Genomic DNA, 24,096 nt, shown 5'->3' on the forward strand with positions numbered 1-24,096 from the left:
AAATCATTTCCGAGTCGATGCGCGGCCTGCACATGCCGCGTGAACGCGTGGACGGCGCACATCGTGCGGCCGTTCATCCGCAGCGTGCGTAGCCGTCCACCCTACGCTTTCAGCGCCGCTTCCACCCGCGCCAGCAGGTCGCCGTGCTTGTACGGCTTCGCCAGCACGTTCAGCCGCTGCCCCTGGGCCTGGCCCGGTCCCGGCAGTTCGTCCATATAGCCCGTCGTGACGAGCACGGGCAGCCGCGGCCGCAGCCGGTGCACCTCGTCGACGAGCTGCAGCCCGTTCATCCCGCCCGGCATGATCACGTCCGTGAACAACAGGTCCACGCGCGCGCCCTGGCGCAGCAGCGCGAGCGCCTGTTCGCCGCTGGGAGCGGCCAGCATCGCGTAGCCGGCCATGCCCAGCACGCTTTCCGCCAGTTCGCGCACGTCGTCGTTGTCCTCGACGACGAGCACGCTGGGCCGGCTGCCGGCCAGGTCGTCGCCATCCGGCGCGGCCGCGCCCTGGTCCGGACCGTTGCCGTCGGCGTCGCTGCAGGCTGCCGGGAAGATCATGCGCACGATCGTGCCCGCGCCCGGCGTGCTGTCGATTTCCAGCCGCCCCTGCGACTGCTGCACGAAGCCGTGCACCATCGCGAGGCCGAGGCCCGTGCCGGGGCCTTTCGTCGTGAAGAACGGTTCGGTCGCGCGGCGCAGTACCTCGGGCGTCATGCCGACGCCCTTGTCGATCACGCACAGCGCGACGTAGGTGCCGGGCGCCAGGCCGTGCACCTTGAGGCGGTCTTCGCCGCGCACGATCGACGTTTCGACCGTCACCTCGCCGCCGTCCGGCAGCGCGTCGCGCGCGTTGATCAGCACGTTCAGCAGCGCCATCTCCAGGTGCGTCGGGTCGAGATGGCAGACGGGCAGGCCGGGACGCAGGTCGAGGCGCAGGTCGACCCGCTCGCCCAGCGTACGCACGAGCATCTCGGAGAATTCCACGACGAGGTTGTTGATGTCGACGGGCCGCGGTTCCAGGCGCTGCTTGCGCGCGAACGTGAGCAACTGCTGGGTGAGCTTCCCGGCGCGCATGGCGGCGCGCTGCGCCCGTTCCAGCGCGGCGCGCGCCAGGTCCGGCCGCTCCAGGCTGATCAAGGCGACTTCGAGGTTGCCGTTGATGACCTGCAGCAGGTTGTTGAAGTCGTGCGCCATGCCGGCCGTCAGTTGGCCGATCGCTTCCATCTTCTGCGCCTGCAGGTGCGATTCCTGGCTCAGGCGGCGCTCCGTGATGTCCATCTGCGACGCGAAGAAATACAGCAGCGTGCCGTCCTGGTCGAAGATGGGACCGATGAACAGCGCGTTCCAGAACGGCGTGCCGTCGGCCTTGTAATTCAGGACGTCGACGGCCACGGCGCGCGCCTCGGCGACGGCCTTGCGCACCTCGTCGATCGTGCGGCGGTTCGTTTCCGGGCCCTGCAGGAAGCGGCAGTTGCGGCCGATGACGTCGTGTTCCTTGTACTGCGTGAGGTCGAGGAAGGCGCCGTTGCAGAACACGATGGGGTTGTCCGGCCGGCGCGGGTCGGTGACGGTCATCGGCATGCGCGTCATTTCGACGGCGGCGAAGAAGATGTTGCCGCGGTCGTTCAAGCCGTCGTGCCGGATGTAGCTGGCCTGCCAGTGGTTGACACCGGGGGTGCCCATTGGCTCGTACGCATTGCCCTCGACCTCGCCGGCGGCGGGCACGCCGTAGCTCTGGCCGCCGCCTTGTTCATCCAGTTGCCGGTGCCGGCCTTCGTCCTTGTCGCGCCCCGTCGTCATCGTGCTCCTCGATCAGCCCATGTCTGCCCACGGGTCGATGCTAGCGGAACGCGGGCAGGCATACCGTTAGGCGGCGCACGAAGGACGGCGCGGTGGCAAACCGCCGGCGGCAGCCCCGCACGATTGTCTCGATAATGATGTTTATTTGTTACAATTGAAAGACGTTTCCGCCGCGCTCTGCCATTAAAATCTAAGGCCGCAGGTTCTCGGAAACGGTGATGCTATCGCAACCCAGCAGTACGATTCAATGCGACCTCCACCGCGAGGCATGCAAGGCAGGGTGACCTTGGTGCGGTGACGATCTGCCGTGTACCCGACATGCAAGGCTGTCGAACCACGTGACGCGATGCCGGCATCGCCTCGCGCCAGTCTGTGCGCGATCACACCACGAAGCAGATCAGGAACGGCTGCATCTCTCGCGTTCATGCTGTGTCACGTGACGCGGCATACCGACGTAACGTCCTTTTAGATCAGATCGATTATGAAAGCATTCCTTCGTAAAACCGTACGGACGATGGCCGACTGGCCGGGCATTGGACGCCTGGTCCGCATTGGCGTGGCCGTCATCCGCCTGCCGGAATTTCGCGCGGCCTACGATGAAGCACAGCGTCAGCGCCAGATGGGCCTGAGCCTGCTCGTGCCGCAGTCCGGCGATGCGCAGGCGCCGGCAAGCGCAGGCAGGTTCGAGGCCGAGCAATTGCCCGGGCTCCTGCAGGCAATTTCCGATATCAATCATCGCCAGATCGCGCACATCGGCGGACACGAAAACCTCGTGCGCTCGGTCCCGGTGGCATTGCGCAAACTGACGCGCGAGACGGTTGAATTGCGCAGCCAGGAGCAGGCGCTCGCGGAGCAGGTCGACGCGCTGGCGAAACGGGCCGACGCCGTCGATCAACTGCTCGGGCAGATCGGCAACGAAGCGCGCGACGCCGCGGCGCGGGCGGGCAGTGCGGAGAACGGCGTGAACGGCCTGGCGGAATCCGTCAGCTACCTGCTCGGCAGGGTGGAATTCGTGCGGCGCGAAGTGATGTTCGAGATGCGTTACGGCGCCCGTGCCGCCACCGGCGACAAGGACGCGGTCGAACCGCAGATCATCGCCACCGACAAGGTCGAGGCCGCGCGCCGCACCGGCTTGCGCCTGAACCTCGGGTGCGGTCATGTCGCGCTCGATGGCTACATCAACGTCGACCGGCGTGCGCTGCCGGGCGTCGACGTCGTCGCCGACGTCGACAAGCTGCCGTTCAACGAGGGCGAGGTCGCGGAGATCTGTTCCGCGCATCTGCTGGAACATTTCCCGCTCGAGCAATTGCGTCGCGAACTGCTGCCGTACTGGATCTCGCTGCTCGGACCGGAAGGCAAGTTCCGCGCGATCGTGCCGGATGGCGCCGCGATGGCGCGCGCGTTCGTGGCGCAGGAATACGACTTCGAGAATTTCCGCCAGGTGACGTTCGGCGGCCAGGACTATGACGGCGACTTCCACTTCAACATGTTTTCGACCGACTCGATGGCGAAGCTGCTGACCGAGGCGGGTTTCAAGTCCGTCGAGGTGGTGGCGGAAAACCGCGAGAACGGCGGCTGCAAGGAATTCGAGATCGTTGCGTATGTATAACCGGATCGATGCTCATGAGCTCCAAGACTAACTTCCCGTCGGTGTCCGTCATCATCAATACCGACGGGCGCGCCAAAAGCCTGGCGACCTGCCTCGAGAGCCTGCGCTATCTGCGTTATCCGAATTTCGAAGTGGTCGTCGTGGCGGGCCCCACGCGCGACGGCACCCACGAGCTGTGCGAATCGTATGGCGACAGCATCCGTTACGCGGTGTGCCCGGAGCGCAATCTCTCACAGTCGCGCAATATTTCGATCGCCATCTCCGGCGGCGAATTCCTTGCCTTCCTCGACGACGATTCCGTCCCCGAACCGGAATGGCTCGACGACGTCATGCCGGCGTTCGACGACCCCGACGTCGCCGTGGCGGGCGGGTTCCTGCACGACCATACGGGCAAGAGTTACCAGTGGACGTTCGGCACGGTGGACCGCTTCGGTGGTGCCGATACCACCTGGAAGACAGCGGCGCCGCACCTGAATTTCCCCGGCAGCTTCCATTATCCGCACGTGATGGCGAACAGCGTGTTCCGTCGCTCGGCGGTCGCGGAAGTGGGCGGCTTCGACGAGGAGTACGAGTACTTCCTCGACGAGAGCGACCTGATCGTCCGCTTCGTCGATGCCGGCTTCAAGGTCGCGCAGCTGGACAAGGGGTTCGTGCATCACAAGTACATGCCCAGCCATATCCGCAACGAAGCAAAGGTGCTCACGAGCTGGTATTCGGTCATCAAGAACAAGACGTATTTTTCGCTGTTGAACGCGAAAGACCACGCGAGCGTCGACGAGATCGTCGCCGTCGTGCACGGCATGATCGACGAGTTCCGCGCGAACGTACGGTGGGCGATCGGCGAGAACAAGCTGTCGGCCGACTACAGCGAGCGCTTCGAGGACGAGGTCGACCGGGCGTCCAAGCGCGGCCTGCAACGCGGTCTCGAAGGCGTGCGCCGCACCCCGGGGCGCGCACCCATGCTGGGCGTATCCGGCGTCACCCGTTTCGCGCCGTGGCTCGAAGCGTCCGACCAGCGCTGCTACGTCTTCGTCAGCAAGAGCTATCCGCCCGAAAGCGTGGGCGGTGTCGGGCGCTATATCCACCAGCTGGCGACCGAGGTCGCGCGCCTGGGGCACCAGGTGCACGTGCTGACGATCGGCACCGACCATGACCGGGTCGATTTCGAAGAGGGCGTGTGGGTGCACCGCATCTGCCAGCGCGAGCGTCCGTTGCCCGCCGGCGTGGAGGTGCCGCGGCATCTGTGGAATTTCTCGCGCACGATGTTCGAGGAAGCGCAGGAGATCGCATCCCGCCGGCACATCGATGCCGTCTATGCGCCCGTGTGGGACGTCGAGGGCATCGCGTTCCTCGTCGCCAAGGCATTCCCGCTCGTCACGAGCCTGCAGACGACGATGGCATCCTATCTCGATGCGAACGAAGAGAAGCGGCGCGACAGCGAGTTCATGCGGACGTTCGCCAGGCCAGTGCTCGCGCTCGAGAAACGCATGATGGTCGAGAGCGACCGCATCCACGCCATCAGCCACGCCATCGTCGGCGAGATCGAACGCCAGTACGATTTCCGGTTCGACCAAGCGCGCGTCGACATGATCCCGCTGGGGCTCGCCGACTGGTCGTCGCTGCGCGCGGAGATGCCGCCAGCGCTGCCCGAAGGCGGCGTCCGCCTGTGCTTCGTCGGACGCATGGAGTTCCGCAAGGGCGCCGACGTGTTCCTGTCGCTCGTCGACGACCTGCTGGCGGCCTATCCGCAGCTTCATATCGATATCGTCGGCAACGACCGGATCCAGCTGGCCGGCGGCAGCACGATGCGCGCCGATTTCGAAAAACGGCATGGCGCGCTGGCGCGCGGCGGCCGCGTGGTGTTCCATGGCAGCGTGTCGGACGAACAGTTGCGTGGTTTTTACCAGGCTGCCGACCTCATCGTGGCGCCGTCGCGCTTCGAGTCGTTCGGACTTGTGCATCTCGAGGGCATGATGTTCGGCAAGCCCGTCATCGGGTGTGCCATCGGCGGCATGGAAGAAGTCATCGCCGCCGGCGAGACGGGCTTGCTGGCGCAGCCCGGCGATGCCGCCTCGCTGCGCGCTGCGATCGTGCGGCTCGTCGAGGATGCCGACCTGCGTACCCGGCTGGGCCAGGCGGGCAGGGCGCGTTACCTGAGCAAGTTCCAGCCGCGCTCGATGGCCGAAGGTGTGATTGCCGCGTTCAACCGCCTGCACGCACACTAGAGCGTCGACATGAAGATCGCCTACGTGAACAGCATCTGCCATCGCTACGATGCGATCTCGAACGCCATCCGCGACGAGATGGGCTGGCTGCGCGCGGACGGGCATGACGTACGGCTGTTTGCCTACTCGTGCGACTTCGACGACGTGCCGTACACCCGCGTGAACGGCGAGGTTGACGTCGCGTTCGATCCGTTCTTCCAGGATTGCGATCTGGCCGTGTTCCATTTCGGTGTGTTCTACCCGTTGTTCAACCTGCTGCCGGTCGTGCCGGTGCGCGCCAGACGGATCGTGGAATTCCACAACGTCACGCCCAAGGCATTCCTGCCTGCGTCGTCGCATGCGCTGATCGACAAATCGTTCGCGCAGATGTCCAACATGGCGTTTGCCGACCACGTCATCTGCGTCAGCGACACGAACCTGGCCGTGTTGCGCGATGCCGGCGTCACGACGCCGGCGACTGTGCTGCCGCTGGCGATCCACACGAATTTGCGTGCACCGGAAGCGAAGCCCAGCTTTGCCGACGGCGTGCTGCGGATACTGTTCATCGGCCGGCTCGTGCAGTCGAAGGGGCCGCTCGACTTCCTGCAGGCACTGGAAGCCTTGTTGAGACGGCACCCGCGGCTGCCCGTCGAATCGGATATCGTCGCGAACCTCCAGTTCAGCGACGGCGAGCTGGTCGACGCCGTCGAGGCGCGCGTGCGCGAACTGGGCCGGGCGTTTTCCTCGCGACTGGCGCTGCGCCTGGTCGGCAACGCGACGGAAGACGTGAAGCAACAACTGCTGTCCGACGCCGACCTGTTCGTGCTGCCGACTCGTCACGAGGGATTCTGCGTCCCCATCCTCGAAGCGCTCGCGTCCGGTTGCCAGGTCGTCGTCTACGACAACAGCAATACGCCCGCCGTGTCCGGTGGCCTCGCGAGGCTCGTGCCGACCGGCGACACGGCCGCACTCGGCGATGCGATGGTCGACGCGGCGGCGACGGTGTCCAGCGACGCCTGGCGCGCGGACGGCGGTTATCGCGCGGCGACGGCTGCCGCGGAGCGTCACTTGCGCAATTTCTCGATTCCCGTCGTGCGCAAACGGTTCCTGGACCTCATCCATCGACAGAGCGGTTACCGCTGCTAGAGGAGATATGCGAATCAAGGAAGTCAAACACCGTCTCGCGCTGGGCTGGAAGCTGGTCAGGCTCGACCTGACGCGCCAGTATGCGAACGGGGCCGCCCGCGTCGTCCGCACTGCGTTGCCGCCGCTGGTATGCATACTGGTCGCCGCGGCCGTGTTCGCGCTCGTGCTGCGCGGTGGAGGATCCGCCGGCGTGGCGGTCGCGCAATTCGTCGTCGTGCCGTTCGCGTTGTGGTCGTTCGTCGCCGACGTGGTCCTGCGAGGCGCCATCCTGCTGCGCGAACACGGCTACCCCGCCAAGCGCACCCCGTTCCCGCTGTGGGTGGCACCGCTCGTGCCGCTGCCGGCGGCCGCGCTGAACCAGCTGGTGCTGTTCGCCGTCGTCGCGGTGCTCGCGATCGCAACCGGCATGGCGCCGCCCGCGTCGGCCGGGGTCTTTGTCGCGGCATGGGGCATCGCCGTCGCGCTCACGGTCGGCCTGGCGCTCGCGGTGGCGGCCGCGCTGAGAGCGTGGCACGACGTGGCGCCCGCCGCGCCGGTGGACGTCCTCGACAACCTGGCGCGCTCGGTGCCCATCGCATTGCGCAAGCTGAAGCGCGAGGCTGCAGAACTGCGCAACGAGAACCTGGCGCTGGCCGAGCAGGTCGACGCCCGGTTGCAACGCCTGGAAATGGACCACGAACGCGGTATCCCCGAGACCGGCCGGTCTTCCATGAACCTTGAGCACAACGCATCCATTGCCGTCGACACGAATAATGCAAATCACCGGAATCCAACATAGTCTCTCGCTGGCCTGGATGCTGGCCAGGCGCGACCTGAAGAACCGCTACGCGACGAACTATGCGGGCATTGCGTGGAACGTGCTCGTGCCGCTGCTGTACGCGCTGATCAACGTCGTCGTGTTTTCGATCCTGATGAAAGGCCGCATGGGCGAGCGTTACGGCAACCTGCCGTTCGCGCTGTTTTATTTCGTGCCGTTTGCGCTGTGGTCGTTCTTTGCCGAAGTCATCGGACGCAGCACGTACATCCTGCGCGAATACGGCTACCTGATCAACAAGATCGCCTTCCCGTTCTGGGTGCTGCCCCTCGTGCCGCTCGCATCCGCATTCCTCAACCAGCTGATCCTGTTCGTCATCGCCGCCGTGTTGATGGTCGCGAACGGCATCGGTCCGGCGTCGTCGGCCTACCTGTTCGTGGCCGTGTGGGCGATCGCCGTGGTGCTCACCGTCGGACTCGCGTTCGCCGTGTCGGCCGTGGCGATGTACGTGCCCGACCTTGCCCAGATCGTGCCCGTCGGCGTCAACATCCTGTTCTGGCTCACGCCCATCCTGTACCCGGCCACCCTGGTCGAGGCCCAGGGTGCGCTGTGGGTGCGCAGCCTCATCATGGAGTTCAATCCGTTCTCGTACATCGTCGAGATGTCGCGCCAGAGCGTGTTCGGGACCGCGCCCGTCGCGCTCGGCGCGCTGGCCGGATTGGCCGTGTTGTCGGCGCTCGTGCTGGGCGCCGGGCTGCTGGTGTTCCGCAAGCTGAAGTCGGGTTTTGCCGACGTACTGTGATCAAGCACATGACCGATTCCCACTCCGCATTCGCGCTCAAGCTGGAGCATGTCTCCAAGATCTACCGCACCTATTCGACGCCGCAGCACCGCCTGTTCGAGTTGCTGTCGGGTGGCCGCAAGCAATACGCCCGCGAAACCCGCGCGCTGGACGACGTGACGTTTTCGCTGGAACAGGGCGGCCGCCTCGGTATCGTCGGCGAAAACGGCAGCGGCAAGAGCACGCTGCTGAAGGTGCTGGCCGGTGTGCTGGTCCCGAATGCGGGGACGGTGCAGGTCAACGGCCGGGTGTCCGCGTTGCTCGAACTCGGGGCCGGCTTCAATCCGGAATTGCCGGGCCGGGAAAACATCCGCCAGTTCTCCATGTTGCACGGCATGCAGCGCGAAGAGATCGATGAAGCGCTGCCGGAAATCATCCAGTTCAGCGAACTGCGCGATGCGATCGACCATCCCGTCAAGACGTACAGCAGCGGCATGGCCGTGCGCCTCGGCTTTGCCTGCGCCGTCTACGTCAAGCCCGACATCCTGATCGTGGATGAGGCGCTCAGCGTGGGCGACTCGTATTTCCAGAACAAGTGCATGCACAAGATCAAGGCGCTGCTCGACGGCGGGACGAGCTTCATCTATGTGACCCATGCGGCCGATTCGATCCGCTCGCTGTGCAACCGGGGCGTGTGGATGGAAAAGGGCCGCACGCGGCTGATCGGATCGTCGACCGACGTCGGCGCCGCCTACCAGAGCGAGGTCTTCAAGCGCATCGTGCGGGCGGGCCGCGCCGAAACGCTCCAGGCCGCTACTGACGCGGCGCCGGACCCCGTGCCGGCGCAGGGCGCGCCCGTCATGGGCATCGACCATGCGCGCCACCAGGCGTTCGAGGAGCGGGTCGCGCCCGTGCGCACCGGCAGCGGCGAGGCGCGCATCGTCGATATTTCCCTCGTCGGCGAAGACGGCGTCGAAACGGACAGCCTGCCGCTCGACGCGAAATGCCTCGTGCGGGTGTTTTATCGCACGACCGCCGACCTGCCCCCGGAGTGCGCGCTGACATTGGGCGTGACCGACAGCACGGGCCGCCAACTGCTGCACTTCAATTCCGCCCTGTCGCAGACGTATCTTCCGGAAAGCGGCGGCCACATGTTGCGTGTCGTCGAATTCCGCTTCGACAATCCGCTGTCGCCCGGCGAGTACGGTTTCATCGCCGGCATCGGCACGTTCACGCCGAACGTGCGCAACCACGGGCAGTACGTGACGTCGCTCATCATCGACTACGTGGCCGGCGGCGCCAGGTTCAGCGTGCGCTTCCCCGACCACCCGGCCAACCTCGACCTGTGGGGCATCGTCCACCCGCGGTTCACGGCATCCGAATACGCCCTCGACTGACGCTTCACATGCGCATCATCATCGACATGCAGGGCGCCCAGACCTCCGGCTCGCGGACGCGCGGGATCGGGCGTTACACCTTTTCGCTGACGCAAGCGATCGTCCGGCAACGGGGCACGCACGACATCGTGCTCGTGCTCAACAGTGCTTACGCCGACGCGGCCGAGTGGCTGCACACGCAATTCGCCGACCAGCTGCCGCCGGAAAACATCCGCGTGTGGCAGGCGCCCGGTCCGATCAACGGCCTGGCGCCCGCCAATGTCTGGCGCCGCGAGAGTGCCGAGTTGCTGCGCGAAGCGTTCATCGCCAGCCTGGCACCCGACTACGTCTTGGTGACGAGCCTGTTCGAAGGCTTCGGCGACGATGCCGCGACGAGCATCGCCAAGCTCGATCTGTCGATTCCGACCGCGGTGATCCTCTACGACCTGATCCCGTTCATCCAGCGCAAGCTCTATCTTGCCGATCCGATGCTGGAGAGCTGGTACGAATCGAAGCTCGATTCGCTGCGCCGCGCAGATCTGCTGCTGTCGATTTCGGAATCGTCGCGCCAGGAGGCGATCGGCCACCTCGGGTTCGAGGCCGCGGCCTGCGTCAATATCTCGACGGCCGCCGATGCCCATTTCGTGCCGCTCGAGCCGGCGCCCGCGCGCGAACGGGACGTGCGCGAGCGCTACGGCCTGCGTGGCCGCTACGTGATGTACACGGGCGGCATCGACCACCGCAAGAATATCGACGGCCTGATCCGGGCCTACGCGTCGCTGCCCGCGGCCGTGCGCAATGGCTTGCAACTGGCGATCGTCTGTTCGATCCAGCCGCATCACCGCGCCGACCTCGAGCGCCGGGCCGCGGAGGCCGGGCTTGCGCGCGATGAATTCGTGCTGACGGGGTTCGTGCCGGACGAGGACCTGGTCCTGCTGTACAACCTGTGCACGGTATTCATCTTCCCGTCATGGCACGAAGGCTTCGGATTGCCCGCGCTGGAAGCGATGTCGTGCGGGCGCGCCGTCATCGCGGCCGGCACGTCGAGCCTGCCCGAAGTCATCGGTCGCGCCGATGCATTGTTCGACCCGCACGATGTCGCGTCGATTGCGGACAAGCTGAAACAGGTGCTGCTCGACGACGACTTCCGCCGCGACCTCGAGGAACACGGCCTGCGCCAGGCCCGCCATTTTTCCTGGGACCTGACGGCGCGGCGCGCGCTGGCCGCGATCGAGCAGGCCCGGCCGGCCCATCCGCGTGCGGCCGGCCTCGTGGCGCCCATCCGCCGCCCACGCCTCGCGTATGTCGCACCGCTGCCGCCGGAGCGCAGCGGCATCGCCGACTACAGCGCCGAATTGCTCCCCGAACTGGGCCGCCATTACGAGATCGACGTGGTGGCGCCGCAGGGGTCGGTCGCGGACCCGTGGATCCGGGCCAATTGCCGCGTGCGCGACGTCGAGTGGTTCCGCGAGCATGCCGGACGTTACGACCGGGTGCTGTACCACATGGGCAATTCGACCTTCCACAGCCATCTGTTCGACCTGATGGACGAGATCCCCGGTGTCGTCGTGCTGCACGATTTCTTCCTGTCCGGGGTCGCGTCCGCGATCGAGCGGAATGGCACGGATCCGGCCTTCTGGACGAGCGCCTTGTACGACAGCCATGGCTATCCGGCCGTGGCGCAGCGTTTTCGCGGCGACGTGCAGCAAGTCATCGCCGACTATCCATGCAACCTGCGCGTGTTGCGCGCCGCGTTGAACGTGATCGTCCATGGCGAGAATTCGTGCAGGCTCGCCCGCGCCTGGCATGGTCCCCGCGGCGCCGACGGCTGGCACGTGATCCCGCACTTGCGGAACGCCGTGCCGGACGTCCCGCGCGCGCAGGCGCGCCAGGCGCTCGGCGTGGGCGCGGACAGCTTCGTCGTCTGCACCTTCGGCCTGCTGGGCCCGACCAAGCTGAACGACAGGCTGTTGTCCGCGTGGCTGGCGACGACGCTCGCGCGCGATCCGGACTGCGTGCTTGTCTTCGTCGGCGAGAACGCGGTCGGCGAATACGGCGCGAACCTCCTTGCCGCCATCGCGGCCTCGCCTGCCCGCGACCGGATCAGGATCACCGGTTGGGCCGACACGGCACGTTATCGGCAATACCTGGCGGCGGCCGACGTGGGTGTGCAATTGCGCACGCAATCGCGCGGCGAGACGTCCGGCACCGTTCTGGACTGCATGAACTACGGCCTGGCGACCATCGTCAATGCGCACGGCAGCCTCGTCGACCTGCCGGATGACGCCGTCGTCAAGCTGGCGGACGGGTTCGAGGACGGCGAATTGGCGGCGGCACTGCAGCGCCTGCGCGACGATCCCGTGGAACGGCAGCGCCTCGGCCGGCGCGGCCGCGACGTCATCCGCACCGTGCATGCGCCGCGCCATTGCGCCGACTTGTACGCGCAGGCAATCGAACAGGCGTACCACGAGGCCGGCCGCGGCCCGGCTGTGCTGATCGATGCGGTGGCGCGGATCGACGCGGCGGGACCGACGGAGCAGGACCTGGTCCGGTTCGCGCAGGCGCTGGCGCAGTGCCTGCCCGCGCGGCTGCGCCGGCCGCAACGGCTGATCGAGGTCGATCCGGACGGACGCGACGGGGCGAGCGCCGAACTGGCCCGGCTGCTCGCCGAACCGCAGGGAGAGGAGCGCATCGAGCCGGTCTATGTCGACAAGGAAGGGCAGGTCCGCTACGCGCGCCGGTTCGCGCTGCGGACGCTGGGCTGCCCCGAGGACGCGCTGGCCGACGAGGTCGCCGACATCCATCACGGCGACACGTTCGTCGCGTTATCGCTCGAAGGCGGTAGAGACCGTCACGACGTCTTGATCGACCTGCGGCTGCGCGGCGTACACATGACAACGGAAAGGGAAATCACGCCATGAAAGGCGTCATCAAGCAGGTCGTCGCGGGGCCGCTGCGCGTCGGGGTCAGGTATGTGCTGCAACGGCCGGCGCTGAAGAAGCGCTTGCGCGACATGGTGACGCGCATGCCACGCCTGCACAGCCTGGCGATGCGCGTGATGTTCGAAGCGCCGGTGCGGGCGCGGTCCCGGATCAGCGGCGACGAGAAGAACCTGTCGCCGCAAGGGCGCCGGATGCACCGCGCCCTGAAGCGGGCCATCGCGATCCAGCGGCGCTGAGCGCGCCGATGGCGGTCAGTATTCGGCAGCGGCCGCCGCCGTCTTCGCGCAATGCGGGCACGACTTGCCCACGACGTACTCCGGCGCCAGCTGCTGGCGCGGCGTCACGACGGCGCGGCAGGCGAAGCATTGGACGGTTTCCGTCGGCTCCAGCTTCGGGTTGAGCGCGGTGCGGTAGTCGAACACGAAGCAGTCGCCCGTGTAGTGGTCGCCGCCCACTTCCTCGAAATATTTCAGGATGCCGCCGTCGAGCTGGTAAACGCGGTCGTAACCGATGTTCTGCATGTGGATCGCCGCCTTTTCGCAGCGGATGCCGCCCGTGCAGAACGTGACGACGGTCTTGCCCTGGAGTTCATCCTTGTGCTTGGCGACGACGTCGGGGAACTCGCTGAACTTGTCGATGCGGTAGTCCAGCGTGTTCTCGAACGTGCCCACGTCGACTTCGAACGCGTTGCGGGTTTCCATCATGACGACGGGGACGCCGTCGTCGTCGTGGCCCTGGTCGAGCCAGCGCTTGAGCGTCTTCGGCGCCACGGACGGCGCGCGGCCCAGTTCCGGCTTGATCAGCGGCATGCGCATCGTGATGATTTCCTTCTTGATGCGGACGAGCATGCGGCGGTGCGGCTGTTCGGTCGACAGGCTTTCCTTCCACTCCAGGTCGGCCAGGCGCGCGTCGCTGCGGACCCACGCCAGATACTGGTCGATCGCCTCGCGCGGTCCGGACACGAACATGTTGATGCCTTCCGGCGTCAGCAGGATGGTGCCCTTCAGGCCCAGCTCGTCGCACAGCGCCTGGTATTGCGGGCGCATGTCGTCGAGGTTGTCCAGGGAGACGAATTTATAGGCGGCGATGTTGACGTACATGATCGTGATACGGTGCGAAGCGGGGAAGAAGCCGACTATTATAAGCCAGCAGCGGCGTAAAGAGCATGTCGGCGACGCTTGTCAAGCCTCGCACCGTGCCTGGATGCAACCCTCAATTCGAGCCGTCCGGGGTAAAATGACAAGATGACTTCCCCGATCTTCACCCACCTCCGCGTCCATACCGAATACTCGATCGTCGACGGCCTCGTCCGTATTGACGACCTGGTGGCCGCCGCCGCCAAGGACCAGCAGCCCGCGGTGGGCGTCACCGACCTGGCCAACGCGTTCTGCCTCGTGCGCTTCTATAAAGCGGCGCGCGGCAAGGGCATCAAGCCGATCGTCGGGGTGGATGCATGGATCACGAACGACGAGAACCGCGACAAGCCGTTCCGCCTGCTCCTCCTCTGCAAGAACAAGACCGGCTATCTGCAGCTGTGCGAACTGCTGTCGAAAGCGTGGCTCACGAACCAGTACAAGGGCCGGGCCGAGATCCGCGTCGAATGGCTGGAAGCGCTGGCCACGTCCGTGTCGACCCTGGAGCCGGACGTGCCCCAGTCGGACGGCCTGATCGTATTGTCGGGCGCGCAGTTCGGCGACATCGGCCAGGCCATCGACAACGGTGACCTGGACAAGGCCGAGGCATGCGCGCGCCGCTGGGCGCAGATCTTCCCCGGCCATTTCTATGTCGAGATCCAGCGCGCCGGCCAGCCGAACCAGGAACAGCAGGTGCGCCATTCCGTGGCGCTGGCGAACCGCCTGGGCCTGCCCGTCGTCGCGACGCACCCCGTGCAGTTCATCAGCAAGGACGAATTCATCGCGCACGAGGCGCGCGTCTGTATCGCCGAGGGCGAGATGCTCGCGAACGCCAAGCGTGTGCGCCGCTTCAACGAAGGCATGTGCTTCAAGTCGCAGGCCGAGATGGCCGAGCTGTTCAAGGACTTGCCTGGCGCGCTCGCCAACTCCGTGGAGATCGCCAAGCGCTGCAACGTCACGCTGACGCTCGGCAAGCCGCAGCTGCCGAACTTCCCGACGCCCGGCATGACGATCGACGAATTCCTCGTCGCGGAAACGAAGAAGGGCCTGGAAGAGCGCCTGATCGAGCTGTACCCGAACGAAGAACAGCGGGAGAAGGAGCGCCCGCGCTACGAGGCCCGGCTGGAGTTCGAGAACAACACCATCATCAAGATGAAGTTCCCGGGCTACTTCCTCATCGTGGCGGAGTTCATCCAGTGGGGCAAGAACAACGGCGTGCCGATCGGCCCGGGCCGCGGCTCCGGCGCGGGTTCGCTCGTCGCGTACGCGCTGAAGATCACCGACCTCGATCCCCTGAAATACAACCTGCTGTTCGAGCGCTTCCTGAACCCGGAACGCGTCTCGATGCCCGACTTCGACATCGACTTCTGCCAGGAAAAGCGAGAGTTGGTGATCCAGCACGTGAAGGATCTGTACGGCCGCGACGCCGTGTCGCAGATCGCCACGTTCGGTACGATGGCCGCGAAGGGCGCGATCCGCGACGTGGGCCGCGTGCTGGACTTCGGCTACAACTTCTGCGACGGCATCTCGAAGCTGATCCCGTTCAAGCCGGGCAAGCAGGTGTCGATCGCCGAGGCGATCGAAGAAGAGCCGATGCTGAAGGAACGCCTCGAGAACGAGGAAGAGGTGAAGCAGCTGATCGAGCTCGCGCAGCAGGTCGAAGGCATCACCCGCAACATCGGCATGCACGCGGGCGGCGTGCTGATCGCACCCGGCAAGCTGACGGACTTCTGCCCGCTGTACACGCAGGGCGGCGATGCGGGTGTCGTGTCGCAGTACGACAAGGACGACGTGGAGGCCGCCGGCCTCGTGAAGTTCGACTTCCTGGGCCTCACCACCTTGACCATCCTCGACCGCGCCGTCAACTACATCCGCGCGCTCGACCCGGCCGACAAGGATTTCGACCTGTCCAAGCTGCCGCTGACGGACCGGCCCACGTACAAATTGCTGACGGATGCGAAGACCGTCGCCGTGTTCCAGCTTGAAAGCCGCGGCATGCAGGGCATGCTGAAGGATGCGCGGCCCGACCGCTTCGAGGACATCATCGCGCTCGTGGCACTGTACCGTCCGGGCCCGATGGACCTGATCCCGGACTTCTGCAAGCGTAAGCATGGCGAGAAGTTCGACTACCCGGACCCGCGCACGGAGTCCATTCTCTCGGAGACCTACGGCATCATGGTCTACCAGGAGCAGGTGATGCAGATGGCGCAGATCGTCGGCGGCTACTCGCTGGGCGGCGCGGACATGCTGCGCCGCGCGATGGGCAAGAAGAAGGCCGAGGAAATGGCCGAGCACCGCGCGATCTTCCGCGCCGGCGCCGCGAAGGACGGGCTGACGACGGAAAAGGCCGACGAGATCTTCGACTTGATGGAGAAGTTCGCGGGCTACGGCTTCAACAAGTCGCACGCGGCCGCGTATGCGCTGCTGTCGTACCACACGGCGTACCTGAAGGTCCACCACACCGCCGCGTTCATGGCAGCCAACATGTCGCTCGCCATGGAAGACACGGACAAGATCAAGATCCTCGTCGAGGACTCGATCGACATGTGCAAGCTCACGATCCTGCCGCCGGACGTCAACGAATCGCAGTTCCGCTTCACGCCGGAAGGTCCGCCGGCCTCCGTCACGGGCAAGCAGGTGTCCAACATCCGCTACGGCCTGGGCGGCGTCAAAGGCGCGGGCCAGGGCGCCATCGAGGCGATCATCGCGGCGAGGGAATCGGGCGGCAAGTTCAAGGACTTGTTCGACTTCTGCAAGCGCGTGGACCGCAAGCAGATCAACCGCCGCACGATCGAATCGCTGATCCGCGCGGGCGCGATGGATTGCTTCGGCGTCGACCGCGCCGTGCTGCTCGCGTCCGTCGCGTTCGCGGTCGAAGTGGCCGACCAGGCGGCCGCGTCCGCGAACCAGGTCAGCCTGTTCGGCGGCGACGATTCCGACCTCGTCGCACCGCCCGACTACGTGAAGGCGACGCCGTGGACGGACCGCCAGAAGCTGTCCGAGGAAAAGACGGCGCTGGGCTACTACCTGTCGGGCCATATGTTCGACTCGTATGCGGCCGAGGTGCGGCGCTTCGCGAAGACTAAGCTGAAAGACCTGGAACCGTCGCGTGACCCGCGCATGCTGTGCGGCGTCATCACGGGCGTGCGCACGCAGCTCACGCAGCGCGGCAAGATCCTGATCGTCTCGCTGGACGACAAGTCCGGCGTCGTCGAAGTCACGATCTACAACGAGCTGTTCGAGCAGCACAAGAACACCTTCCGCGAAGACGAGTTCCTGCTCGTCGTGGGCAAGGTGTCGGAAGACCGCTTCAACGGGGGCCTGCGTATCACGGCGGAGAAGGTGTTCGACATCGCGACCGCGCGCATCCAGTATGGCCACAAGCTGGAGATGGACGTCGCGTGCACGATCCCGCCGGCGAAGCTGGCCGAGATCCTGCAACCGTACCGCCACGAGAACGGCCTCCCGGTCAGCCTGCGCGTGACACCGCAAGGCATCCCATGCATCTTGCAGCTGGGCGATGCGTGGCGCGTGGCGCCGTCGGACGAGTTGAAGTATGCGCTGGAGCTGCAGCTCGGCGCGAAGGACGTCGCGGTCGAGTATTGAGCGCGGCCGGATGCGGGCGGCATAAAAGCATATGCACGAGGCAAGACGTTTTGCCAACTGTGTTGTGCCGCCGCCGCTCCCACATTGCTGAATCCTAATTATTTAGGTGTAATTGCATTCCTGCCATTGGCGTTTGCTCACGTCAGGCGAAAAATATTGGTCAGTGGAAATTTCTCCGCGTTGTAAAGCCAGGACGTCGGCGCTGACCATTATGAAAATTACATTTCGCCAAAAACTTTTCCTTCCCTTACTCCTCAGTTGGGTCTGCCTGCTCGCCGTGTTCACGGTAAACGCCGTGCAGAGCCGTGCCCTGCGCCTCGAGGAGCGCAAGATCCAGTTGTCGAATGCCAGCGACGTGGCCGCGTCGATCGTCAAGGATTACGCCGCCCTCGCCGCGGCCGGCACGGTGCCCCTCGACGAAGCGAAAAAACAGGCGCAGGCGCGCCTGCGCGCGCTGCGTTACGGGGCCAACGGCTACTTCACGGTGTACGACGACAAGACCGTGCTCATGCACCCGATCAAGCCGGAACTGGTCGGTTCGCCAATCGGCAACATCGTGGATCCGAAAGGCCATAACCCCTACCTGGACGGCATCGCCGCGACGCGCGCGGCCGGCGCCGGCTACGTCGAATACCTGTGGGCCAAGCCGGGCTCGGCCAAGCCGGAACCCAAGCTCACCCACGTGCAGGCGTACCAGCCATGGGGCTGGTATTTCATGAACGGGCTGTACATCGACGACCTCGATCACGCGTTCTACGCCCAGTTGGCCGGTGCGGCCGCGTGGCTGGCCGTGATCGGCGCGCTGCTGACGGCCCTCGTGTGGTTCGTCGTGCGCAGCGTGGAGCGCTCGATCGGCGGCGATCCGGAGGCGGCCGTCGCCGTGGCGCAGCGCATCGCCGCGGGCGACCTCGGCATGGACGTTCCCGTGCGCGCCGGCTTCGATGCCAGCCTGATGGCCGCCATGAAGCGCATGCGCGACGCGCTGGCCGGCATCGTCGGCGACGTGCGCGCCGGCACGGACCTGATCGCCACGGCATCGCGCGAGATCGCCAGCGGCAACCTCGACTTGTCGAGCCGCACGGAAGAACAGGCCAGCTCGCTCGAGGAGACGGCCGCGTCGATGGAAGAACTGACGTCGACCGTGAAGAACAGCGCCGAGAACGCGCGCGAAGCGAGCCGCCTGGCCGATTCCGCCGCCGAGGTGGCGGGGCGCGGCGGTGCCGTCGTGGCACGCGTCGTCGATACGATGGGGTCGATCAACGATTCGTCGAAGAAGATCGTCGACATCATCACCGTCATCGACGGCATCGCATTCCAGACGAACATCCTGGCGCTGAACGCCGCCGTCGAGGCCGCGCGTGCGGGCGAACAGGGCCGCGGTTTTGCCGTCGTCGCGGGCGAAGTGCGCACCTTGGCCCAACGCTCCGCCGCGGCCGCGAAGGAAATCAAGGAACTGATCGGCGACTCCGTCGCCCGCGTCGACGACGGTGCGAAGCTCGTCGAGGAAGCGGGCGCCACGATGCAGGAAATCGTGGCCAGCGTGAACAAGGTCAGCACGATGATCGGCGCCATCAGCGCGGCCACGCAGGAGCAGGGCGAGGGCATCGAGCACGTCAACCAGGCCATCGCCCAGATGGACCAGGTGACGCAGCAGAACGCGTCGCTCGTCGAGGAAGCGGCGGCGGCGTCGGAAGCCATGCAGGAACAGGCCGCGAAGCTGGCCCAGGTGGTGAGCGTGTTCCGGATCGAGACGCAAGCCCCGGCCCGCGCGGCCGCTACGCTGCCGGCCGCGCGTGCTCGCGCAACCCGATCGTTGCCTGCGTAATCTTGCTCGCGGCGCGCTCCAGGACGACGTTGCGGTTGCTCGTCTCCTGGTCGCGCTGCGCTTCGCGGTGCCACAGGTGGAACACCTCGGTGGCGAAGGCGCCGTCCTTGCGCATCACCCCTGCATGGAACAGGCGCACGACGAGGTCGGAATCTTCGTGGCCCCAGCCCGTGAAGCTCTCGTCGAAACCGTTGACCCTGTCCAGGTCGCTGCGCCAGACCGCGAGGTTGCAACTCTTGATCCGCCGCCACGAAAATTTGCGCGACGTGCGTCCCACGTCGGGCCAGCGCAACCCCAGCGGCTGCAAAGTCTTGTTCAAGTCGCCGTGCAGGCGCCACCGCAGCCGCGTGAGCGCAGACGTGGCGCCGACGTCGATCCCGTCTTGCAATACCCGGCGCGTCAGCGCTTCCGACATCAGGATGCGGCTGCCCGACACGAGGTAGCCAGCCTGCGACAGCGCGCGGTGGCGGGCGATGAAGTCGCGCTGCGGAATGCAATCGCCGTCCAGGAAGATGATGTATTCGCCGCTGGCCGCCAGCGTGCCGCGGTTGCGCGCCATGGCGGCGCGAAAGCCCTCGTCGGGTTGCCAGACGTGGCGCAGGCGCACGGGCGCGTCCGTCGCGAGCCGCTCGACGCTGGCAACCGTGTTGGCAGTGGAGCCGTCATCAGCGATAATGATTTCAAAATTCTTGTCGTTCTGCGTGAAGCATGCCCGTACCACCGCCTCCAGCGCGTCCGGCCGGTTGTAGGTGGTGATCACGACCGAGATAGTCTGTGCGTGACGCATAAGGTCCAGTGTACACTGCCGTATTCAGGGGCGTGAGTATCCCACAAGAACATCGATGAACAGTAATCCGACGCACATGCGGCCGCCGATGCGGATCTGGGTCGGCGCCCTGGCTTTCCTGTTGCCGTTTTCGAGCCTCGTCACCTCGCCCGGCGTCAGCGCTGCAAGTTTCCTCTTCCTGGCCACCGCCTTGATGTCGTTCAAACCGTGCCGTGACGCGCTCGTGCGCCATTGGGCACAGGTACGCGGGGTCGTGCTAGCCTTCCTGCTGTACTTCCTGTTTGTCCTCGCGTGCGTGCTGTTGCGTGGCGAAAAGATGAGCGTGCTGGAAAAACCGCTGCGCATGCTGCTGGCGGCGGGCGCGCTGGGCCTCGTCGTGGCCGTGCGCGCGCCCCGCCGGGCATTGTGGTGGGGCGCCAGCGCGGGTGCGGTGGCGGCGCTGCCGTTCATCGCCTGGCAGCGTTTCGTGCTGCACATCGAACGGCCGGGCGGGCTCATCAATTCGATCACGTTCGGCGACCTCGCGCTCGTGCTGGCGCTGCTGGCGCTGGCCGGCGCGATCGACATGCGCGACCGCGCGCGCGACGCCTTGCTGGCCGGCGTGGCCGCGCTGGCGGGCCTTGTTGCATCCGTATTGACGGGCACCCGCGGCGGCTGGGCGGCGCTCGTGCTGATGGCGCTCGTGCTGGGGCGCCACGTGGTCCGGATCGACAGCCGACGCGTGCGCGCGCTGCTGGCCGGCGGCATCGCCTTGCTGGCGGCTGCCTGGTTCGCGCCGGCGCTGGGGGTGCAGCAGCGTTTCGCCCAGGGCGTCAGCGATGCGCGGATCTGGTACGAGGGCGGCAACGTGTGGACCAACGTCGGCACCCGGCTTGAATTGTGGAAAGGTGCCGCCATGTTGATCCGCGAACACCCGCTGCTGGGCATGGATTTCGACGCCTGCCGCGCGCGGCTGGCCGAGTATGCGCACGCCGGCCGGCTCGACCCGATGGTGCTGCAGCTGCCGCACCTGCATAATGACGGGTTGCAGGCGCTGACGACCGGCGGTGCGGTGGGCTTTTTGTTCTGGGCGGCCACGTTGGCCGCGCCGCTGCTGTTCTTCCTGCGCGCCATCGGCGACGGCACGCGCGCGCCGCAGTTCGCCGTCGCGCTGGGCGGGGCGATGGTGGTGCTCGGCTACGTCGGCTTCGGGCTGACGGAAGTGATCTTCTGGTCGATGAAGGCAAGTCTGTTCTATGCGCTCATGGTGTTCCTCCTCATGGGCTTCTGTTTGAACGCGAAAGAAAAAATTGGATAACAGTGTCATCATCAAGCGCCTGTGGGCGATCCTGAAACCGTATCGCGGGCGCGCGTTCCTGTCGCTGCTCGCGATGGCGTTGACGGCCGCCACGCAGCCGCTGCTGGGCGAGGCCCTGAAGCTGCTGATGGACAAGGGCTTCAAGCACAAGGTGCCGTTCAGCCTGTGGTGGATCCCGGGCGTGCTCGTGTCGATCTTCGTCCTGCGCGGCATAGGCACGTTCGCCACCGCCTACTACAACAACTGGGTGCTCTCGCGCGTCCTGAACGATTTGCGCGCCCAGGCGTTCGAACGCCTGCTGCGCCTGCCCGTCGCGCGCTTCCACGAAGAGTCGACGGGCAAGGTGATCAACACCGTCGTCGGCGACGTGCGCCAGGTCGTGGACATGATCAACTCCGTGTTCATCTCGTTCGTGCGCGACGTGCTCGTCGTGATCGGCCTGCTCGGCTCGCTGCTGTGGCTGAACTGGATGCTGACCCTCGTCGCGATCGTGGTCGTGCCGCTCACGGCCGTGATCGTGCGCACGACGAGCAAGCGGCTGCGCCAGCTGAACCGCGAGAACACGCGCGTGACGGGCGAGATGACGCAGGTCGTCGAGGAAGCCGCGCGCGGCCACCAGGTGATCCGCGTATTCTCGGGCGAACGGTACGAGAGCCGCCGCTTCTTCCAGCGCAGCGAGGCGCTGCGCGGCTTTTCCCAGCGCATGACGGTCGCGTTCGCGGCGACGACGCCTGTCACGCAGATCGCCACGTCGATCTCGCTGTCCGTCGTCGTCGTGCTGGCGCTGAAGGCCGACATGACGGTCGGCGAATTCACCCAGTTCGTCACGTTGATGCTGATGCTGCTGACGCCGCTGAAGGCACTGGCCGAGGTGAATGGCCCCATGCAGCGCGGCATCGCCGCGGCGGAAATCGTGTTCGAGCTGATCGACGCGCCCGTCGAGCACGACCCGGGCACGCGCACCCTCGAGCGCGCGCAGGGCCACGTGCGCTTCGAGCACGTCAAGTTCCGCTATCCGAACACGCAGGCGCTGGCGCTCGACGACGTCTCGCTGGACGTCAAGCCAGGCCAGACCGTCGCCCTCGTCGGCATGTCGGGCGGCGGCAAGTCGACGTTCGTGAGCCTCGTGACGCGCTTCTACGAGCCGGAGTCGGGCCGCATCCTGCTGGACGGCGTGCCGTACCAGGACATCAAGATGGCGTCGCTGCGCGCCCAACTGGCGCTCGTGAGCCAGAACGTGGTGCTGTTCGACGACACGCTGCGGGCCAACATCGCGTACGGCGTCGAGCACGTCGACGAGGCGCGCCTGCAGGCCGCCATCCGCGCCGCGCACCTGACCGACGTCGTCGCGCGCCTGCCGGAAGGCGTCGACACGCTCATCGGCGAGAACGGCATGCGCCTGTCCGGCGGCCAGCGCCAGCGCGTGGCGATCGCGCGCGCCATCTACAAGGATGCGCCGATCCTGATCCTGGACGAGGCCACGTCGGCGCTGGACAACGAGTCGGAACGCGCCGTGCAGGCCGCCCTCGACACGCTGATGGCCGGTCGCACCACGTTCGTGATCGCGCACCGCCTGTCGACCATCGAGGGCGCCGACCTGATCGTCGTGATGGAGCACGGCCGCATCGTCGAGCAGGGCACGCACGAGCAGCTGCTGGCAAAGGGCGGCATGTACGCGAACCTGTACCGGCTGCAGTTTTCCACGGTGGTGGAAGAGACATGAACGGGAAGGCGCGCACGCTCGTCGTCTCGCCGAACTGGATCGGCGACGCCGTGATGGCGCAGCCGCTGCTGCGCCTTCTCAAGCAGGCGCATCCGGATCGGGCGATCGACGTGCTGGCGCCGCCGCAAGTGGTGCCCGTGTGGCGCCGCATCCGGGAGGCCGACGAGATCCTCGTGACGCCGTTCCGCCACCGCGCCCTGCAACTGGGCGAACGGTGGCGCTGCGCGCGCATGCTCGCGGCGCGCGGCTACGCCGACGCCTATGTGCTGCCGAACACGCTGAAATACGCATTGATCCCGTGGCTCGCGGGCATCGGCCGGCGCGTCGGCTACAAGGGCGAGATGCGCTACGGGATGATCAACGTGATGCACCACGACGACCACCCGCCCCGGTCGATGGTGCCGTTCTACGCGGCCCTCGCGCGCGCGCCCGGGCCGGCGGGCAAGGCGGTGCGCCCGAGCCTCGCCGTCGGGGGCGACGAGATGGCGCAGGTGGGGCAGCGCCTCGGCGTCGATGTGGCGCGTCCGCTCGTCGCGTTCGCGCCGGGTGCGGAATTCGGCAGCGCCAAGCGCTGGCCGCCCGCCTACTACGGCGCGCTGGCGGCCAGCGTCGCGGAAGCCTTGCCGGGCGTGCAGGTGGTGCTGCTCGGTTCTCCGAACGATCGCGCCACGTGCGAGCAGGTGCAGCGCCATGCGGGCGCAGCCGCGTCCAGCGTGCTGAACCTGGCCGGCCAGACGTCGCTGGACGACGCCATCGTCCTGCTGGCGACGGCGCGCGCCGTCGTGTCGAACGATTCGGGGCTGATGCACATCGCTTCCGCGCTGAACCGGCCCGTCGTGGCCTTGTACGGCTCGACGGATCCGGACTATGCGCCGCCGCTGTCGGACGTGGCGCGCGCCGTGTCGCTGCGCCTGGCGTGCTCGCCGTGCCGCAAGCGCGAGTGCCCGCTGGGGCACCACGATTGCATGAACCGGATGAGCGTCGACAGCGTGTGGAGCGAGCTGGCACCGATCCTGGTGCCGGAGCGGAACAGCGCGGTCAGAGCATAACCGGCGGTAGTCCGTAGGGTGGACGGCTCCGCCGTCCACGCGGTGATACGCGGCGTTGGATAGAT

General features: G+C 66.4%; 16 protein-coding genes. 13 read left to right on the top strand and 3 right to left on the bottom strand.

Annotated elements, in window-relative coordinates; translation table 11 throughout:
• Nucleotides 1-101: 101 nt before the first annotated feature.
• Nucleotides 102-1,799 (bottom strand): histidine kinase famiy protein, encoded by a 1,698-nt coding sequence (locus tag NX784_RS10745; protein WP_258816640.1) that lies wholly within the window; start codon nt 1,797-1,799, stop codon nt 102-104.
• Between the two features lie 481 nt (nt 1,800-2,280).
• Between NX784_RS10745 and NX784_RS10750 the strand changes: the two genes are divergently transcribed.
• Genes NX784_RS10750 through NX784_RS10785 form a run of 8 tightly spaced genes read left to right on the top strand, consistent with a single transcriptional unit; the run spans nt 2,281 to nt 12,847 of the window.
• Nucleotides 2,281-3,408: a class I SAM-dependent methyltransferase gene (locus NX784_RS10750; protein WP_258816641.1), complete on the top strand. Its 1,128-nt coding sequence runs from the start codon at nt 2,281-2,283 to the stop codon at nt 3,406-3,408.
• A gap of 14 nt (nt 3,409-3,422) precedes the next feature.
• Nucleotides 3,423-5,633: a glycosyltransferase gene (locus tag NX784_RS10755; protein ID WP_258816642.1), complete on the top strand. Its 2,211-nt coding sequence runs from the start codon at nt 3,423-3,425 to the stop codon at nt 5,631-5,633.
• A 9-nt stretch (nt 5,634-5,642) separates the two neighbouring features.
• Nucleotides 5,643-6,758 (top strand): glycosyltransferase family 4 protein, encoded by a 1,116-nt coding sequence (locus NX784_RS10760; protein ID WP_258816643.1) that lies wholly within the window; start codon nt 5,643-5,645, stop codon nt 6,756-6,758.
• 7 nt (nt 6,759-6,765) lie between these two features.
• The gene (locus NX784_RS10765; protein ID WP_258816644.1) at nt 6,766-7,536 is read left to right on the top strand and encodes an ABC transporter permease; all 771 of its coding nucleotides are present in this window, start codon (nt 6,766-6,768) and stop codon (nt 7,534-7,536) included.
• Nucleotides 7,511-8,314, top strand: a complete 804-nt coding sequence (locus tag NX784_RS10770) for an ABC transporter permease (protein WP_258816645.1) — start codon at nt 7,511-7,513, stop codon at nt 8,312-8,314. The genes NX784_RS10765 and NX784_RS10770 overlap by 26 nt, the downstream gene beginning before the upstream one ends.
• Before the next feature lie 8 nt (nt 8,315-8,322).
• Entirely contained in the window at nt 8,323-9,690 is a 1,368-nt protein-coding gene (locus NX784_RS10775) for an ABC transporter ATP-binding protein (RefSeq protein ID WP_258816646.1), read from the top strand.
• Between the two features lie 8 nt (nt 9,691-9,698).
• Nucleotides 9,699-12,590, top strand: a complete 2,892-nt coding sequence (locus NX784_RS10780) for a glycosyltransferase (protein ID WP_258816647.1) — start codon at nt 9,699-9,701, stop codon at nt 12,588-12,590.
• Nucleotides 12,587-12,847 carry a hypothetical protein gene (locus tag NX784_RS10785; RefSeq protein ID WP_258816648.1) on the top strand — a complete coding sequence of 87 codons (261 nt, stop codon included), beginning with the start codon at nt 12,587-12,589 and terminating at the stop codon, nt 12,845-12,847. The genes NX784_RS10780 and NX784_RS10785 overlap by 4 nt, the downstream gene beginning before the upstream one ends.
• A gap of 15 nt (nt 12,848-12,862) precedes the next feature.
• Here the strand turns inward: NX784_RS10785 and NX784_RS10790 are convergent, their stop codons facing one another.
• The gene (locus NX784_RS10790; protein WP_441295342.1) at nt 12,863-13,714 is read right to left on the bottom strand and encodes a sulfurtransferase; all 852 of its coding nucleotides are present in this window, start codon (nt 13,712-13,714) and stop codon (nt 12,863-12,865) included.
• A 141-nt stretch (nt 13,715-13,855) separates the two neighbouring features.
• On the opposite strand from NX784_RS10790, the gene dnaE reads away from it, so the two are divergent.
• Complete coding sequence (gene dnaE, locus NX784_RS10795; RefSeq protein WP_258816650.1) at nt 13,856-17,350, top strand: DNA polymerase III subunit alpha; 3,495 nt, start codon at nt 13,856-13,858, stop codon at nt 17,348-17,350.
• A gap of 295 nt (nt 17,351-17,645) precedes the next feature.
• Nucleotides 17,646-19,175 carry a methyl-accepting chemotaxis protein gene (locus NX784_RS10800; RefSeq protein WP_379789613.1) on the top strand — a complete coding sequence of 510 codons (1,530 nt, stop codon included), beginning with the start codon at nt 17,646-17,648 and terminating at the stop codon, nt 19,173-19,175.
• Here the strand turns inward: NX784_RS10800 and NX784_RS10805 are convergent.
• Nucleotides 19,126-19,962 (bottom strand): glycosyltransferase family 2 protein, encoded by an 837-nt coding sequence (locus NX784_RS10805; RefSeq protein WP_258816652.1) that lies wholly within the window; start codon nt 19,960-19,962, stop codon nt 19,126-19,128. The genes NX784_RS10800 and NX784_RS10805 overlap by 50 nt on opposite strands.
• A 55-nt stretch (nt 19,963-20,017) precedes the next feature.
• On the opposite strand from NX784_RS10805, the gene NX784_RS10810 reads away from it, so the two are divergent.
• The 3 genes from NX784_RS10810 to waaF are packed head-to-tail and all read left to right on the top strand — an operon-like array spanning nt 20,018 to nt 24,031.
• Nucleotides 20,018-21,259 carry an O-antigen ligase family protein gene (locus NX784_RS10810; protein ID WP_258816653.1) on the top strand — a complete coding sequence of 414 codons (1,242 nt, stop codon included), beginning with the start codon at nt 20,018-20,020 and terminating at the stop codon, nt 21,257-21,259.
• Nucleotides 21,252-22,982 carry a lipid A export permease/ATP-binding protein MsbA gene (msbA, locus tag NX784_RS10815; protein ID WP_258816654.1) on the top strand — a complete coding sequence of 577 codons (1,731 nt, stop codon included), beginning with the start codon at nt 21,252-21,254 and terminating at the stop codon, nt 22,980-22,982. Before NX784_RS10810 ends, msbA begins: the two co-directional genes overlap by 8 nt.
• Entirely contained in the window at nt 22,979-24,031 is a 1,053-nt protein-coding gene (gene waaF, locus NX784_RS10820) for a lipopolysaccharide heptosyltransferase II (protein WP_258816655.1), read from the top strand. The genes msbA and waaF overlap by 4 nt, the downstream gene beginning before the upstream one ends.
• Nucleotides 24,032-24,096: the final 65 nt, after the last annotated feature.

Origin of the sequence: Massilia pinisoli, assembly GCF_024753285.1 — a bacterium.
Classification (GTDB): Bacteria; Pseudomonadota; Gammaproteobacteria; order Burkholderiales; family Burkholderiaceae_D; genus Telluria; species Telluria pinisoli.